General features: G+C 69.4%; 9 protein-coding genes. 7 read left to right on the top strand and 2 right to left on the bottom strand.

The features are described 5' to 3' along the window. Positions 1-24: 24 nt before the first annotated feature. The 7 genes from RDU24_RS10865 (at position 25) to greA (ending at position 11,483) form a co-directional block, all read left to right on the top strand. Positions 25-2,271 (top strand): PEP/pyruvate-binding domain-containing protein, encoded by a 2,247-nt coding sequence (locus RDU24_RS10865; protein WP_308735779.1) that lies wholly within the window; start codon positions 25-27, stop codon positions 2,269-2,271. Then, the gene (locus RDU24_RS10860) at positions 2,268-2,534 is read left to right on the top strand and encodes a DUF4911 domain-containing protein (protein ID WP_308735778.1); all 267 of its coding nucleotides are present in this window, start codon (positions 2,268-2,270) and stop codon (positions 2,532-2,534) included. The genes RDU24_RS10865 and RDU24_RS10860 overlap by 4 nt, the downstream gene beginning before the upstream one ends. Further along, positions 2,531-3,652: a GGDEF domain-containing protein gene (locus RDU24_RS10855; RefSeq protein WP_308735777.1), complete on the top strand. Its 1,122-nt coding sequence runs from the start codon at positions 2,531-2,533 to the stop codon at positions 3,650-3,652. Before RDU24_RS10860 ends, RDU24_RS10855 begins: the two co-directional genes overlap by 4 nt. Before the next feature lie 227 nt (positions 3,653-3,879). Beyond that, positions 3,880-4,980, top strand: a complete 1,101-nt coding sequence (locus RDU24_RS10850) for a mechanosensitive ion channel family protein (protein ID WP_308735776.1) — start codon at positions 3,880-3,882, stop codon at positions 4,978-4,980. After that, positions 4,973-8,473, top strand: a complete 3,501-nt coding sequence (gene treS / locus RDU24_RS10845; RefSeq protein WP_308735775.1) for a maltose alpha-D-glucosyltransferase — start codon at positions 4,973-4,975, stop codon at positions 8,471-8,473. The genes RDU24_RS10850 and treS overlap by 8 nt, the downstream gene beginning before the upstream one ends. Then, the gene (gene otsB / locus RDU24_RS10840; RefSeq protein WP_308735774.1) at positions 8,470-10,821 is read left to right on the top strand and encodes a trehalose-phosphatase; all 2,352 of its coding nucleotides are present in this window, start codon (positions 8,470-8,472) and stop codon (positions 10,819-10,821) included. The genes treS and otsB overlap by 4 nt, the downstream gene beginning before the upstream one ends. Before the next feature lie 164 nt (positions 10,822-10,985). Next, positions 10,986-11,483: a transcription elongation factor GreA gene (greA, locus tag RDU24_RS10835; protein ID WP_308735773.1), complete on the top strand. Its 498-nt coding sequence runs from the start codon at positions 10,986-10,988 to the stop codon at positions 11,481-11,483. A 156-nt stretch (positions 11,484-11,639) separates the two neighbouring features. Here the strand turns inward: greA and RDU24_RS10830 are convergent, their stop codons facing one another. Continuing rightward, positions 11,640-12,635: a polysaccharide deacetylase family protein gene (locus tag RDU24_RS10830; RefSeq protein WP_308735772.1), complete on the bottom strand. Its 996-nt coding sequence runs from the start codon at positions 12,633-12,635 to the stop codon at positions 11,640-11,642. A 182-nt stretch (positions 12,636-12,817) separates the two neighbouring features. Beyond that, positions 12,818-14,806: an acetate--CoA ligase gene (gene acs / locus RDU24_RS10825; RefSeq protein WP_308735771.1), complete on the bottom strand. Its 1,989-nt coding sequence runs from the start codon at positions 14,804-14,806 to the stop codon at positions 12,818-12,820. Positions 14,807-15,141: the final 335 nt, after the last annotated feature.

Here is a 15,141-nt window from a genome sequence, read left to right as displayed (position 1 = left end):
AAGAGCCGTTGTTTGGAGGTGTGCGTGGCTGGACTGCTGGCGAAATTGCGCGCGCTGCTCCTGCGGGAGGAGCAGAAGCCCGAGCCGACCCCGGCGGAGGCCGCTGCCGCCGCTGCCGCCCTCGGCGCGGAGTTTCGCCGCAAGCACACCAACTTCCGCCTGCTCGTCACCACCGGCAAACGCCTTCTCTCCACCCTGGCCGACATGGAGCGCGCCGCCACCGACGGCCGCGTCTTCGGCATGGCCTTCCTGCGCGCGGGCACCACAAGCGCCGCGGTGAACGCCTTCCGCATGCTCTCGCACCTGAAGAGCCTGGACCCCGGCGCAGCGGCGCGGCTCTCCACGCGGTTCACGGGCATCCTGGCCGAGGTGGAGGAGGTGCTGGGCCGCCGCAACCCCCCGGCCTGCGGCGAGCTGGTGACCGACCTGGCCGAGGTCGACGCCGCCTCCGCCGACGCCGTGGGCGCGCGCCTGGCCGAGCTGGGCGAGGTCAAGAACCGCCTGGGCCTGCCCGTGCCCGAGGGCTTCGTCATCGGCGCCTGCGCCTACGAGGCCTTTGCCGGACAGCCGGGCCTGCGCGAGGAGATCGCCCGGCGCACCCAGGCCATGTACGACACCGACCCCGGCGCACAGGGCGAGGGCGGCCCGCCAGCCATCTACGGCCCGGACGCGCACACCCTGGCGGGCATGAGCCGGGAGATCCAGGCGCTCATCATGGACGCCCCCCTGCCGGACGAGCTCGTCCGCGCCATCGAGAACGCCTGCGCCAGGCTCACGGCGGGCCGGCCGGACATGCGCCTGTGCCTGCTGCCCAACAGCCTGGGCGAGGCCCAGGGCTTCACCGGGGTCTACCCCGCCCAGGTGGGCGTGGCCTGCGGGGAGGTGCTCTCGGCCTATCGCCGCGCCTGCGCGGGCAAATATTCCGTCCAGGCCATGCGCCGCCGCCTCATGGGCGGCATACCGGACATCGACGTGGCCATGTGCGTGGGCGTGCTGGCCGTGCCCGCCCTGGACCCCGCGCGCGACCTGGGCGAAGACCCCGGCAAGGTGCTGGGCGAGGAAGGCGAGCGCCTGCGCGGGGCCTGCCGCACCTGCGAGCCCGGCCTCTCGGCCCGCAACGAGGGCCTGGGCGAGGACGACGCCAAGGCCCTGGCCGACCTGTCTTGCCGCCTGGAGCAGGGGCTGGGCGCGCCCGCCCTGTTCGAGTGGGTCAAGACCCTTGAGGGCGGGTTCCAGGTGTTGCGCTGCGGCCCCCTGCCCCCCCCGGACGAGGAGGAGCTCGGCTCGAAAAACGGCCTGAAGGCCCCTGTTTTCGACCACGCCGCCGGCGGGCGCGCGGACCACAGCCACGCGGGCCTGCGCTCGCACATGGTCGGCACGCCGGTGCACGGGCGGCTGCTGGAGCTGCTGACGCTGCTCTCGCCCCTGACCCTGCCCGCGCCCGAGAGCCCGGACTTCCGCGCCGCCAACTGCAAGACCCTGCGCGATGTGGCGCGCCTGGCGCACCAGCGCTCGGTGGACGCCATGGTGGAGTTCGGCCGCGGCGCCCAGGACTTCTCCGAGGGCCAGGCCCGGCAGCTCTGGGCGGGCGAAGCCGCCATGCAATGGTGGATCATCAACCTGGAGGACGCCTTCGCGTCCCCGCCGGAGGGCCGGTTCATCCGCCTGGAAAACATCGCCAGCCCGCCGTTCCAGGCCGTCTGGGCGGGCATCAGCGCCTTCCCCTGGGCCGGGCCGCCCCCGGTGGACGCCCGCGGCTTTCTGTCCATCATGTACGAGAGCACCACCAACCCGGAAATCGGCATCACCAGCGAGTTCGACTTCGGCGTGCAGAACCACATCCTGCTCTCGCGCTCGTACGTGTCGCTGTCCTCGCGCTTCGGCTACCACTTCGTGACCATCGAGGCCATGGTGGGCGACCGCGACCGCGAGAACTTCGTCAGCTTCCAGTTCCGGGGCGGCGCGGCGGAGGTCACCCGGCGCGCCCGGCGCATCCAGTTCGTGTCGGGCATCCTGGCCGAGTTCGGGTTCTCGCTGGAGGCCCGCGAGGACGCCCTCATGGCCCGGGTGGAGGGCTTGCCGCAGGCGGAACTCATGGACCGGCTGAAGATTCTGGGCTATCTCATCATCCACACCCGCCAGCTGGACATGGTCATGCGCATCCCGGAACAGGTGCGCCAGCACCGCGAAAAGATCCTGCGCGAGGTGCGCCAGATGCTCGGCCACACCCCGCCCGCAAGCAGCGCCAAGCCCAACCCGGAGGCCGCATGACCCGCCCCGCCCAGCACCGCTCCGAAGCCCTCTACCTGCGCCTGGCAAGGGCCGACGTGGCCATGTTCCGCTTCCTGCTGGAGGCCTGGGACAACCTGGCCCTGTTCACGTCGCTCGGCGCGGACCCCGCCGGGCGCGAGGCCCTGCTGCTGCGCTTCGCCCCGGGCATGCGCGCGGAGGTGCTGCGCTTCGTGGAGGCCGCGCGCACGGAATTTCCGCTGGAGCTATTGCCCGCCGGAACCCACCCGGGAGGCCCGGCATGAGGCTCACCGACCAGAGCCTGGCGGAGCAGCTGCGCATCACCGGCCTGGAGATCGCCCGGCGCAAGGAGCTCTTCGGCATCACCCGCGAGGACGAAGTCCTGCTGGCCACCGCCCAGGGCAAGGTGAGCGACGACCTCGACGCCATCGTGGACGAGTTCTACGCCAACCAGGTGGCCACCCCGGAGATCGAGGAGCTCATCGGCGACGCCGAGACCCTGGCCCGGCTGAAAAAGCACATGGCCCGCTACCTGCTCTCGCTCTTCGGCGGCGAGTACGACGACATCTACGTGCTCTCGCGCCTGCGGGTGGGCATGGTGCACAACCGCATCGGCGTGGCGCCCAGGCTGTACGTGCCCTCGGTGCGCACGCTGCTGACCATCCTGGAACAGCGCCTGGCCGGACCGGGCGGCGTCTCCGGGGCAAAAGCCGACTGCAAGGCCTGCGTGCCGGTGCTGCAGGCCCTGGAGAAACTGCTGCTCTTCGACCTGTCCCTGGTCTTCGACACCTACATCCAGGCCCTGGTGAGCCAGCTTGAGCGCGGGCGCGCCGAGATGGAGTCCTACGCCAAGGGACTGGAGCAGGAGGTGGCGCGGCGGACGCAACAGCTGGAGGAGCAGGCCGGCACCGACCCGCTCACCGGCCTGGCCAACCGCCGCACGCTGTTCGAGTCGCTGCGGCGTGAGATTTCCCACGCCGTGCGCCACGGGCATCCGCTGACCCTGGCCTTCCTGGACCTGGACGGGTTCAAGGCCGTCAACGACCGCTACGGCCACAAGGAGGGCGACCGCGTGCTCCAGGCCCTGGCCCAGGCGCTCAAGGCCACCCTGCGCGTGGAGGACCTGCCGGCCCGCATGGGCGGCGACGAATTCTGCGCCGTGCTGCCGAACGTCGGGCCGGAGCAGGCCGAGGCGGTCATGCGCCGCCTGTTCGCGGCCTTCGAGACCCTGCGCGACCTCCCCGGCAAGGAGCATCTGCCCGTCACCGTGAGCGCGGGCCTGGCCGCCCTGGAGCTGGACACGCCCCAGGCGCCGGAAACCCTGGCCAGGCAGGCGGACGAGGCCATGTACCGGGCCAAGCTGGTTCCGGGCCACGCCGTGGCGGCCGCCAAGGACCAATAGGTCTGACTTCCCGGCCTCTGTGGCCACCAACTTCTCGTGCCTCCGGGCGGCCAAAGGCCGAACTGGCACGCGCCCTGCAACCCTCTCCTCAAATCCTCGATATTTCCTGAAATACTGGCCCCAGGCCGGTATATTCCCGAAATGTCGGAACACTTTTTCAGGAATTCGGGACTCACGGTCGACTTTCCCCCTGCCCGAGACGACCCCCGCTCCTTCAAGGAGGGTCCATGCCCATATCATCCGATCCGGCCTTCGCCCGTCTCAGCGCCTTGGCCTTGGCCCTGCTCCTGGTCCTGGCCGGGCTGGCGGTCCACGCCCTGGTGCTGCGCGCCCTGCGCAAGCTGGCCACCGCCCGCGACGAAGCGTTCTGGAGCCTGGCGCTGGACCTCGTCAAAGGCCCCACCCGCCTGGCCGCAGCGCTGCTGGGCCTGGACCTGGCCCTGGCCGGGTTTGCGGACCTGGACCTGCCCGCGGCCCTGCTGAGCGCCGCCCACAAGCTGCACGCCCTGAGCTGGATCGCGGTGTTCGCCTGGACCATGCTGGCCGTCGGCGGCATGCTCGCCCAGTGGCTGCAGCGCGGCAACAGCGTGCTCGCAGAGGACAACCTGCGCGCCCGCAAGATTGTGACCCAGGTGCGCATGTTCCGCCGCGTGTTCTCGGTCCTGGTGATCCTGGTGGCCCTGGCCGCCGCCCTCATGGTCTTCGACGTCACGCGCGGCATCGGCACGAGCGTGCTGGCCTCCGCGGGCATCGCCGGGGCCGTGGCCGGCCTGTCGGCCCAGAAGTTTTTGGCCACCATCTTCGCCGGACTGCAGATCGCCATCACCCAGCCCATCCGCCTGGACGACGTGGTGGTGCTCGAGGGCGAATGGGGTCGCGTGGAGGAGATCACCCTGACCTACGTGGTGGTGCGCATCTGGGACCAGCGCCGCCTGGTGGTGCCGGTGACGTACTTCCTTGAAAAGCCGCTGCAGAACTGGACGCGCTCCAGCGCGGAGATACTGGGCAGCGTGTTCCTGAGCCTGGACTACCGCGCTCCGGTGGCCGCGCTACGCGCCGAGCTCTCGCGCATCTGCGCAGAGGACGCGGGCGAGCTCTGGGACGGAAGGGTGTGCGGCATGCAAGTCACCGATTCCGGCGCGGCCACCCTCACAGTGCGCGCCCTGGTGAGTTCCAGGGACTCGTCACGCAACTGGGACCTGCGCTGTCTGGTGCGCGAGAAATTAGTGTGCTACATCCAGAAGAACCACCCCGAGGCCCTGCCGCTTGCCAGGGTCTCGCTCAACGAAACGCAAGCATGCGCGGAAAAGGAATCGCAACATGGCTAAACGCCCGCCCGAGTCTCTCGACCCCTCCTGGTACAAGGACGCCGTGATCTACGAAGTTCACGTGCGCTCCTTCTTCGACTCCAGCCAGAACGGGCACGGCGACTTCCAGGGGCTCAAGAGCAGGCTCGACTATCTCCAGGACCTGGGCGTCAACGCCCTGTGGCTGCTGCCCTTCTACCCCTCGCCCTTGCGCGACGACGGCTACGACATCGCCGACTACTACGACATCCACAAGGACTACGGCACCCTGGCCGACTTCCGCGCGCTCCTGCGCGAGGCCCACAGCCGGGGCATCCGCGTCATCACCGAGCTGGTGCTGAACCACACCTCTGACCAGCACGCCTGGTTCAAGCGCGCGCGCCGGGCCAAGCCGGGCACGCCGGAACGCGACTTCTACGTCTGGAGCGACACCCCGGACAAGTACGGCGACACCAGGATCATCTTCAAGGACTTCGAGACCTCCAACTGGAGCTGGGACCCCGTGGCCGAGGCCTACTACTGGCACCGCTTCTACAACCACCAGCCGGACCTGAACTTCGACAACCCCCAGGTGGAGGCGGAGCTGCTGCGCGTGGTGGACTTCTGGCTGGGCTTGGGCGTGGACGGCCTGCGGCTCGACGCCGTGCCCTACCTCTACGAGCGCGAGGGCACCAACTGCGAGAACCTGGCCGAGACGCTGGACGCGCTGAAGCGCCTGCGCGCCCACGTGGACGCGAAATTTCCCGGCCGCATGCTCCTGGCCGAGGCCAACCAGTGGCCCGAGGACGCTGCCCGCTACTTCGGCGAGGGCGACGCCTGCCACATGACCTTCCACTTCCCGCTCATGCCGCGCATGTTCGTGGCGCTGGAAATGGAAGACCGCTCGCCCATCGTGGACATCCTGGAACAGACCCCGGCCATCCCGGAGTCGTGCCAGTGGGCGGTGTTCCTGCGCAACCACGACGAGCTGACGCTTGAGATGGTCAGCGAGGAGGAGCGCGACTTCATGTACCAGGTCTACGCCCACGACCGCCGGGCGCGCATCAACCTGGGCATCCGCCGCCGCCTGGCGCCGCTCTTGCGCAACGACCGCCGCAAGATCGAGCTCATGAACGTGCTGCTCATGACCATGCCCGGCTCGCCGGTCATCTACTACGGCGACGAGATCGGCATGGGCGACAACTACTACCTGGGCGATCGCAACGGCGTGCGCACGCCCATGCAGTGGAGCCCGGACAGAAACGCCGGGTTCTCCCACGTCAACCCGCAGCAGCTCTACCTGCCCGTGGTCATCGACCCGGAGTACCACTACCAGTCCGTGAACGTGGAGAACCAGCAGCGCAACCCGTCCTCGCTCTTGTGGTGGATGAAGCAGGTCATCGCCCTGCGCAGGCGGCACCGGGCCCTGGGCCGCGGCGACATGCGCTTCCTGCGCCAGGACTCCTCCAAGGTGCTGGCCTACGTGCGCACCCTGGGCGACGACTGCCTGCTGGTGGTGGCCAACCTCTCCCGCCACCCCCAGGCCACGAAGCTCGACCTCTCGGCCCACGCCGGGCGCACCCCGGTGGAGGTCTTCGGGCGCACGCACTTCCCCGTCATCACCGGCCAGCCCTACCCGCTCACCCTCGGGCCGCACGGCTACTACATCATGGAGCTGTGCGGCCTGAGCCAGCCCCGCAGGCCGGACCTGACGCAACCGGTGCTGCGCAGGCAGGACGCCACAAGCTGGCGCTTCCTCGACGCCCGGATCAAGACCGCGCTCCAGGGCGTCATCCTGCCCGACTACCTGCGCCGCACCGCGGACGCCGCCGGGGCCGGGCCGCAGATCATCTCCACCACCCTGCAGGACGCCCTGCCCGTGGGCTCGCTGCGGGCGCCCTGCTGGCTCGGCGTGCTGGAGGTCAAGTTCGCCGGGGGCGGCAGCGAGCGCCGCACCATGCTGCTGTCCTTCGTGGACGCCGAGCAGGGCCGCCGCGTGGCCCGAGAGGAGCCCCACCGCTACATCTGCACCCTGGCCGGCCCGCAGCCCGAAGCCGGGGACGAGGCCGCCAAGGCCCAGGGCAAGGACGACATGGAGGGCGCGCTGGTGGAGGGCGCCGAGGAACGCCGCGCCCACGCCGGGCTGCTGCGGCTGTTCACCCAGCGGCGGCGCATCCGGGGCCGCGCGGGCGAGTTCGTGGTCGTCCACGGCAAGCGCGGCAAGGAGATCCGCGAGCTGGTGAACCGCCAGCCCGAGGCCGAGCTGCTGCCCGACGACACGGCCAACGCGCTCATCGCCTATGGCCGCCAGGCGCTGCTCAAGATCTTCCGGCACACGGCCGAGGGCGGCAACCCCGACCTGGAGGTGGTGCGCCACCTGACCGAAACCGTGGGCTTCAAGCACACGCCGGAGTTCTACGGCGCGCTGCAATACCTGCGGCCCGGGCACGAGCCCGTGGTGGTGGCCATGCTGCGCGGCTACGTGCAGAGCGAATCCACGGCCTGGGACATCTGCGCCACGTCGCTCGGGCTCTACTTCAACCGCGTGCTGGCCGAGGAGCAGGCCTTCCCGCCGTCCAGGCGCTCGGCCACGGACCTGGCCCTGGCCCTGGTGGCGGAGGACGGCCAGGACCTCGCCGCGGCCCTGCCCGCCGCCACGGACCTGCTCCTGCTCGACGAGCCCACCACCGCCGCCATGACGCACATCGGCAGGCGCGCGGCGCAGATGCACCTGGCCCTGGCCAGGGACACCGACGACCCGGCCTTTGCCCCGGAGCCCTTTGACAAGACATACAGGCGCGCGGTGTTTCAAGACATCCACGGCAAGACCCGGCGCATTCTGGACAAGCTGGAGCACGCCCTGGCGAGCCTGTCGCCGGAGGAGGCGCTCCTGGCCGAGCAGGCCCTGTCCCAGCGCGAGGTGCTCTCCGACGTGCTGCGCCGCTTCCGCGACACCTCGGTCCAGGGCATCAAGACCAGGGTCCACGGCGAGTTCGACCTGCGGCACCTGCTCTTTACCGGGCGCGACTTCATGATCGTGGACTTCGAGGGCCGCACCACGCGCTCCCTCTCGGCGCGCAGGCTCAAGCGCTCGCCCCTGCGCGACGTCTGCGACCTCTTGAGCTCCCTGGCCCACGTGGCCAAGGCCGCCCTGCGCACCCACTGCCTCATGCGGCCCGAGGACGAGGTCCGCCTGCGGCCCTGGGCCGAGCACTGGCACGTGCGCATGGGCGCGCGCTTCCTGCACAGCTATTTGGAGGAAGCGGCCGGAGCCGCCTTCCTGCCCAAGAAGGACGCCGGGCTGAACCTGGTGCTCGGCACGTTCACGCTCGACCAGGCCTTCTACGAGCTGGGGCTGGCCCTGGAGGCCCTGCACGGCCCCGCCAGGCTCACGGCCAAGGGCGAGGGCGAGGGCAAGGGCACGGACGGCGACCTGTGCGGCCCCTTGCGCACCATCTGCTGGCTATTTGCCGACGCCCAGGCGCAGGCGCATCACTCGTCACAGACGCCAGCGAGGGAGGGAAAGCGCTCATGAAGGACTGGACCCAACTGCTCAGGTCTCTCGAGCTGAGAACCTACCTCACCGCCAAGCGCAAGCTCTTGATGCTCGACTACGACGGCACCCTGGCCGAGTTTACGGCGGACCGGCACAAGGCCTTCCCCTATCCCGGCGTGCGCAAGTACCTGAACGGGCTCTGCCAGAACCCTGCCTGGCGCGTGGTCATCGTGTCCGGCCGCCCGCCCGGCGACGTGGCCGGGCTGCTGGGCCTGGAGCACGGCGTGGAGATCTTCGGCAGCCACGGCGGCGAGCGCCTGACCCCCGGGGGCCTCTTGGCGCGCACGGCGCTTGAGCCTGGCATGGAGAAGGCCCTGGCCGACGCCCGCTTCTGGGCAGAGTCCCAGGGGCTGGCCGAGAGCCTGGAAGCCAAGCACGGCTGCCTTGCGCTGCACGTGCGCGGCATGACGCCCCCGCTGGCGGCGGAGGTCGTGGCCCAGGCCAGCCACGCCTTCGGGCTTGTGGCCCACGCGGCCGGGGCCGAGGTGCTGCCCTTCGACGGCGGGGTGGAGATACGCGCCCGCGCCTTCAACAAGGGCCACGTGGTGGAGCGGCTCCTGGCCGAGGAAACCGCCGCCCACGGCAGCGCCTTCGCCGCAGCCTACCTGGGCGACGACCTCACCGACGAGGACGCCTTCCGGGCGCTGGGCGGCGCCGGGCTGTCGCTCTTGGTGTCGCGCAAGCGCAAGCCGAGCCTGGCCAGGTACCAGCTCCGACCGCCCGCCGACCTGCTTGAGTTCCTGCACTCCGCCCTCGTCTCCGGGCTGCCGAGCCAGGGCGTGGGCACCGCGCTCCCGGACGGCCAGGAGCCAGACGGACCGCGCACCATGAGCGGACGGCTCATCGTGGTCTCAAACCGCCTGCCGGTGTCCATCAAGCGGGAGGGCAGCTGCTGGACCGTCAAGGCCGGGGCGGGCGGGCTCATCACGGCGCTGGCCCCGGTGCTGCGCGACAGAGGCGGCCTGTGGGTCGGGTCCTCCGGGCAGGGCCAGATGGGCGAGGGCGACCCCACAGCCTCCTTCGCGCGGTTCTCCAAGGAGGCGGGCTACGACCTGCTGCCCATCGAGCTTACCGAGGCCGAGCACCGCAACTATTACGAGGGCTTCGCCAACGAGATCATCTGGCCCCTGTTCCACGACTTCCAGTCGCGCTGCACCTTCGACCCGGACTTCTGGACCAGCTACCTCGACGTGAACCGCAAGTTCGCCCGCACCGTGGCCGAAAATTCCCGCCCCGACGACTACGTCTGGGTGCACGACTACCACCTCATGCATGTGGCCCAGTTCCTCAAGGAGCAGGAGTCGGACCGGCGCAGCGGGTTCTTCCTGCACATCCCCTTCCCCGCGCCGGACATCTTCCTCAAGCTGCCCTGGCGCAAGGAGGTGCTCTCCGCCCTGCTGGAGTACGAGCTCGTGGGCTTCCAGACCCTGGCCGACCGCCGCAACTTCGTGCGCTGCCTGCAGGTGCTCTTCCCGCGCACCGAGATCTGGGGCCGCGGCTCCGTGGTCACCGCCGGGGTGGAGGGCAAGAGCGTGCGCATCGGCTGCTTCCCCATCAGCATCGACTACGCCGCCTTCGCCCGGCTGGCCGCCAAGCGCGAGACGGCCCAGGCGGCCGAGGCCATCCGCCAGGCCTTCCCCCAGCGCAAGATCGTGCTCGGGGTGGACAGGCTCGACTACTCCAAGGGCATCCCCCAGCGGCTGGCGGCCTTCCGGCGCGCGCTCATCCGCTACCCGGAGCTGCGCGGGCGCGTCAGCTTCATCCAGCTGCTGGTGCCCAGCCGGGAGGGCGTGGGCGAGTACCAGGAGCTCAAGAACGAGATCGAGCAGCTGGTGACGCAGATCAACGGCGAGTTCACCGTGCCCGGCTGGGTGCCCATCCACCACCTGTACCGCAACCTGCCGAGGGCCGAGCTGGTGGCGCACTACCTGGCGGCGGACATCGCCATGGTCACCTCCCTGCGCGACGGCATGAACCTGGTGGCCAAGGAGTACTGCGCCAGCAACGTGGCCGAGACCGGCGCGCTGATCTTAAGCGAGTTCGCCGGGGCCGCGGCGCAGTTCCAGCGCCTGGGCGCGTTCCTGGTGAACCCCTACGACATCGACGAGGTGGCCGACGCGCTGAACGCCGCCTGCCAGCTGCCGCTCTCCGCGCGCAAGGCGCGCATGCACAAGCTGCGCGAAAACGTGCGGCGCAACAACATCTCGGTCTGGGTCGACTCGTTTTTGGGCGCGGCGATCTCGCGCCACCTGGAAGACTTCGCCCCGCAGGAGACCGTGCAGTTCCACGAGAAGGAGCCCCTGGCGCCGGTGTGCCGGGAGGACTAGCGCCGCGCGCGCAGCCGCCGGGCCTTGACCATGGCTTATTGATGTTCTATCCCTGGGGTGTCTTCGACAGGCGGCCTGCGGGAAGTCCCGCAGGCTTCCTCTTCTTTTTGCCTGTGAAGACTGCGGCACTTTGGCCGCGTGAGATTCAAGAGAGAGAGTTGCCCATGTCCAGCATTCCCATTTCCCAGGAAGGCTACACGCTCATGAAAAAAGAGCTGGAAAGCCTGAAGAAGCAGCGCCCAGAGGTTTCCGAAGCCATCCGCCTCGCCCGGGAGGAAGGCGACCTGCGCGAGAACGGCGGCTACCACGCCGCGCGCGAGCGCCAGGGCATGATGGAGGCGCGCATCGGCTTCATCGAGAGCCGCATCGCCAACTACAACGTCATCGACATGAAGACCGTGGGCGGCGAAAAGGTCTGCTTTGGCGCCACGGTGGAGCTGGAGGACGTGGAGAGCGGCGAGAAGAAGCGCTACACCGTGCTCGGCCCCGACGAGACCGGCTTCTGCAAGGGCAGCGTGTCCGTGCTCTCCCCCGTTGGCCAGGCCATCCTCGGCAAGACCGTGGGCGACGAGGTCGTCATCATGGTGCCGCGCGGCCGCGTGGAGTACGAAGTGTTGAGCATCGAGTTCAACGGCCCGGCCTTCGCCCCCGCCGCCGACTAAGCCCTTTCCGGCCCGCTCAGGGGCGCGCGTCCCGGTTTGCGGGCCGCCCCCCTGGCCGGGGCAGGGCTCCCTCCCCTTTGGATCAGGCAGACCAGGCCGCCGCAAAGAACGCTCCCGAACCGCTCCTCCGCCCCGCTGGCGGGCACTCGCCGCAGGCTAGCGCCCGGGGCTCTTGCGCGCCCTGCCCCCGGTGCCGCCGTCCTCGAACATGTCGTCGTAGATGCTGTTGTCGCCGGGCACGCTGAAGTAGCCGTCGGACACGGTCTCCGGCTCGCCCGCCGCCAGCAGCTCGCCCACCGTGGCCGTGGCGAACCCGCGCTGGCGCAGCAGCGGCAGCAGCGCGCGCACCAGCGCCGCCGTGTCCCTGGGCACCTGGTTGGCGTGCAGCAGCACGATGGAGCCGGGCCGCGCCGCCTGGGCGATGGCCTGCGCCCTGGCCTCCACGCTGCCGCCGAAGCCCTCGCCCACCACGTCCCACTGGATCACCGCCAGACCCAGCGCGTTGATGGCGGCCACGGCCTCGGCCCCGCCACGGCCATAGGGCAGGCGGAAGAGCGTCAGCGGCCTGGGGCCGAGCGCGGGCTTGCCCTCCCTCACGCGGCGGGCGTCCAGCTCCTCGCGCAGCAGCTCGGCCTGGGCGCTGGTCCACAGCACCTGGTCCACGCGCTTCTGCCCGCGCGTCACGGCCATGTTGGCGTGGGTCCAGCCGTGGTTGGCCAGCTCGAAGCGCGGGTCGGCCATGAGGCTCTGCGTTGCCTCCGGGTGCGAGCGCATCCACTTGCCCCCCGCGAAGAAGGTGGCCTTGGCCCCGTCGTGGCGCAGGGCGTCCACAAGGGCAGCGTCAAAGCCGGTGACGTGCACCGCCCGTTCGCAGAGGTCGAAGGTGAGCGCGAGGCGCTTGTCGCCCGCGGGCAGCGCCACGCGGCGGATGATGCCGCGCAGGCGTTCGGGCAGGGCGGGGGCGGCGTTGGCGGGCGAAAGGCGCGCCGGGGGCGAGAGGTCCGGCGCGGTGAGCTGGCGCAGGGCTTCGGGAGCCTTGGCGCCGCCCGCCGCCTTCCTGGTCGCGGCCTGGCAACCCGCGCCGAGCAAGGCTTGGCAGCCTACAGCAACCATCAGCAACAACAACAGCAATGGGACTGATTTCGCGCGCATGGGTCCTCCGGGCAGTCCGCGTGGCGGAACAGGTTCAGAGGTACGCCTGCGGCGGGGGGGCGTCAAATGGCGAGGGGGCAGAGGCCGGAATGGCGACGGGCGGGCCGCTTCCGGCCCCAGAAAAAGGAAAAGCGGGGGCGGCCAATCCGCCCCCGCAACCCCGGATGATTCCTGAGTCGGCGCTACTGACCCAGGAGGTCCTTCTTTCCATCCACCAGGCTGGTGATCACGGTCGGATCCGCCAGCGTGGAGGTGTCGCCGAAGTCGTCGATCTGTCCCGCGGCGATTTTGCGCAGGATGCGACGCATGATCTTGCCCGAGCGGGTCTTCGGCAACCCGTCGGCGAACTGGATGACCTCAGGCGTGGCGATGGGTCCGATCTCCTTGCGCACGTGGGCCACAAGCTCCTTGCGCAGCGCGTCGGACTCCTCGATGCCGGCCTTCAGCGTGACGTAAGCGTAAATGCCCTGGCCCTTGATGTGGTGCGGCATGCCCACAACCGCGGCCTCGGCCACGTTGGAGTTCGACACCAGGGCCGATTCGATCTCGGCCGTACCCAGGCGGTGTCCGCTCACGTTGATCACGTCGTCCAGACGACCCATAATCCAGAAGTAGCCGTCCTTGTCAACCCGTGCGCCGTCACCCGCCTCGTACATGCCCTTGAAGCGGTCGAAGTAGGTCTTGCGGTAGCGCTCCGGGTCGCCGAACACGCCGCGCAGCATGCCGGGCCAGGGCTTCTTGATGACCAGGTGGCCGCCCTCGTCCGGGCCGGCGTCGGTGCCGTCGGCGCGGATGATGGCCGCGGCGATGCCGGGCAGGGGCCGCGTGGCCGAGCCGGGCTTCAGCGGAGTGGCGCCGGGCAGCGCGCTGATCATGATGCCGCCGGTCTCGGTCTGCCACCAGGTGTCAACGATGGGGATGCGCCCGCCGCCGACATTGTCGTGGTACCACATCCACGCCTCGGGGTTGATGGGCTCGCCCACGCTGCCAAGGATGCGCAGGCTGGAGAGGTCGTGCTTCTTGGGCCACTCGGTGCCTTCGCGCATCAGCGCGCGGATGGCCGTGGGCGCGGTGTAGAAGATGTTGACCTTGAACTTCTCGACGATCTTCCAGAAACGGTCGGGTTTCGGGAAGCTCGGCACGCCCTCGAACATGATGCTGGTGCCGCCCAGGGCCAGCGGGCCGTACACGATGTAGCTGTGGCCGGTGATCCAGCCGACGTCGGCGGTGCACATGTAGACGTCGTCGTCCTTCAGGTCGAACACCCACTGGGTGGTGTGCGCGGCGTAGGTGAGGTAGCCGCCGGTGGTGTGCACCACGCCCTTGGGCTTGCCGGTGGAGCCGGAGGTGTACAGGATGAACAGCGGATCCTCGGCGTCCATCTTCTCGTAGGGGCAGTCGCTCGTGATGTCGTCGCTCGCCATGGCCTCGTTCCACCAGACGTCGCGGCCTTCAACCATGCGGATCTCGTTGCCCGCGCGCTTGACCACGACGACCTGCTCGACGCTCGGGCAGGTCTTGAGGGCCTCGTCGACGTTGCCCTTGAGCGGGATGGCGCGGCCGCCGCGCAGAACGGCGTCGGCGGTCAGCAGCACCTTGGCCTGGCAGTCGTCGATGCGGTTCTGCAGGCTGACGGCCGAGAAGCCCGCGAAGACGATGGAGTGGGTGGCGCCGATGCGCGTGCAGGCCAGCATGGCGATGGCCAGCTCGGGGATCATGGGCAGGTAGATGGCCACGCGGTCGCCGCGCTTGACGCCGAGCTTCTTCAGAAGGTTGGCGCAGCGGCAGACCTCGGAGTGCAGCATCTGGTAGGTGTAGACCTTGACGTCATCCTCGGGCTCGCCCTGCCAGATGATGGCGGCCTTGTTGCGGCGGCCGTCGGTCAGGTGGCGGTCCAGGCAGTTTGCGGAGAGATTCAGCTTGCCGTCGGAGAACCACTCGATCTTCGGAGTGATCATGTCGGCTTCGAGCACCTTGGTGAAGGGCTTGTCCCAGGTGATGAGCTCGCGGGCGCGCTCGGCCCAGAAACCCTCGGGGTCCTCCTCCGCCTTCTTGTACAGGGCCTCGTACTCGGCCATGGACTTCACGTAGGCTTTCTCCTGCGCGTCCTTGGGCGGGTTGAAGGTCTGACCATCCTGCTGCAAGCTCTCAATTTTGTTCTCTTCGCTCATGCGTGACTCCTGCCTTGTCGTTTTTGCGCCTGGTGTGGCACTTGGCCCTCAGGCGGGGCTGCCGGGGCGCGGTGTGTTTCCGTGCCTCGGGTCTACGCATTGATGCAAGCCCCTGGCGCGTATTTTTAGGTAAACGGTGAAAAATGCGGAGTGAACGGCGAAAGAACGCGTCCATGTTCAAAAACGGTGCCTGAAGAGCGGGATATGTGCGATTTTTCACGAGAAGAAGGCCGTTCAAGTCGTCGTCCACGTACCGCACTCTCGCTCCGCCGCCCCCCTGTTTCGACCGCCGCCGGGGCCATGCGCCCTGCCGGCAGGCACACCCCCGGCAGCCC

Origin of the sequence: Humidesulfovibrio sp., assembly GCF_031082295.1 — a bacterium.
In the GTDB taxonomy this organism is placed as follows: domain Bacteria; phylum Desulfobacterota; class Desulfovibrionia; order Desulfovibrionales; family Desulfovibrionaceae; genus Humidesulfovibrio.
The sequence above is the reverse complement of the archived record's forward strand: the minus strand, read 5'-3'. Positions and strand labels throughout refer to the sequence as shown.

What these genes read in the sequence shown, in the direction of transcription:
- otsB (WP_308735774.1), top strand. Translation starts at nt 8,470, where the DNA reads ATGAAGGACTGGACCCAACTGCTCAGGTCTCTCGAGCTGAGAACCTAC.
- RDU24_RS10860 (WP_308735778.1), top strand. Translation starts at nt 2,268, where the DNA reads ATGACCCGCCCCGCCCAGCACCGCTCCGAAGCCCTCTACCTGCGCCTG.
- RDU24_RS10855 (WP_308735777.1), top strand. Translation starts at nt 2,531, where the DNA reads ATGAGGCTCACCGACCAGAGCCTGGCGGAGCAGCTGCGCATCACCGGC.
- acs (WP_308735771.1), bottom strand. Translation starts at nt 14,806, where the DNA reads ATGAGCGAAGAGAACAAAATTGAGAGCTTGCAGCAGGATGGTCAGACC.
- treS (WP_308735775.1), top strand. Translation starts at nt 4,973, where the DNA reads ATGGCTAAACGCCCGCCCGAGTCTCTCGACCCCTCCTGGTACAAGGAC.
- RDU24_RS10850 (WP_308735776.1), top strand. Translation starts at nt 3,880, where the DNA reads ATGCCCATATCATCCGATCCGGCCTTCGCCCGTCTCAGCGCCTTGGCC.
- RDU24_RS10830 (WP_308735772.1), bottom strand. Translation starts at nt 12,635, where the DNA reads ATGCGCGCGAAATCAGTCCCATTGCTGTTGTTGTTGCTGATGGTTGCT.
- greA (WP_308735773.1), top strand. Translation starts at nt 10,986, where the DNA reads ATGTCCAGCATTCCCATTTCCCAGGAAGGCTACACGCTCATGAAAAAA.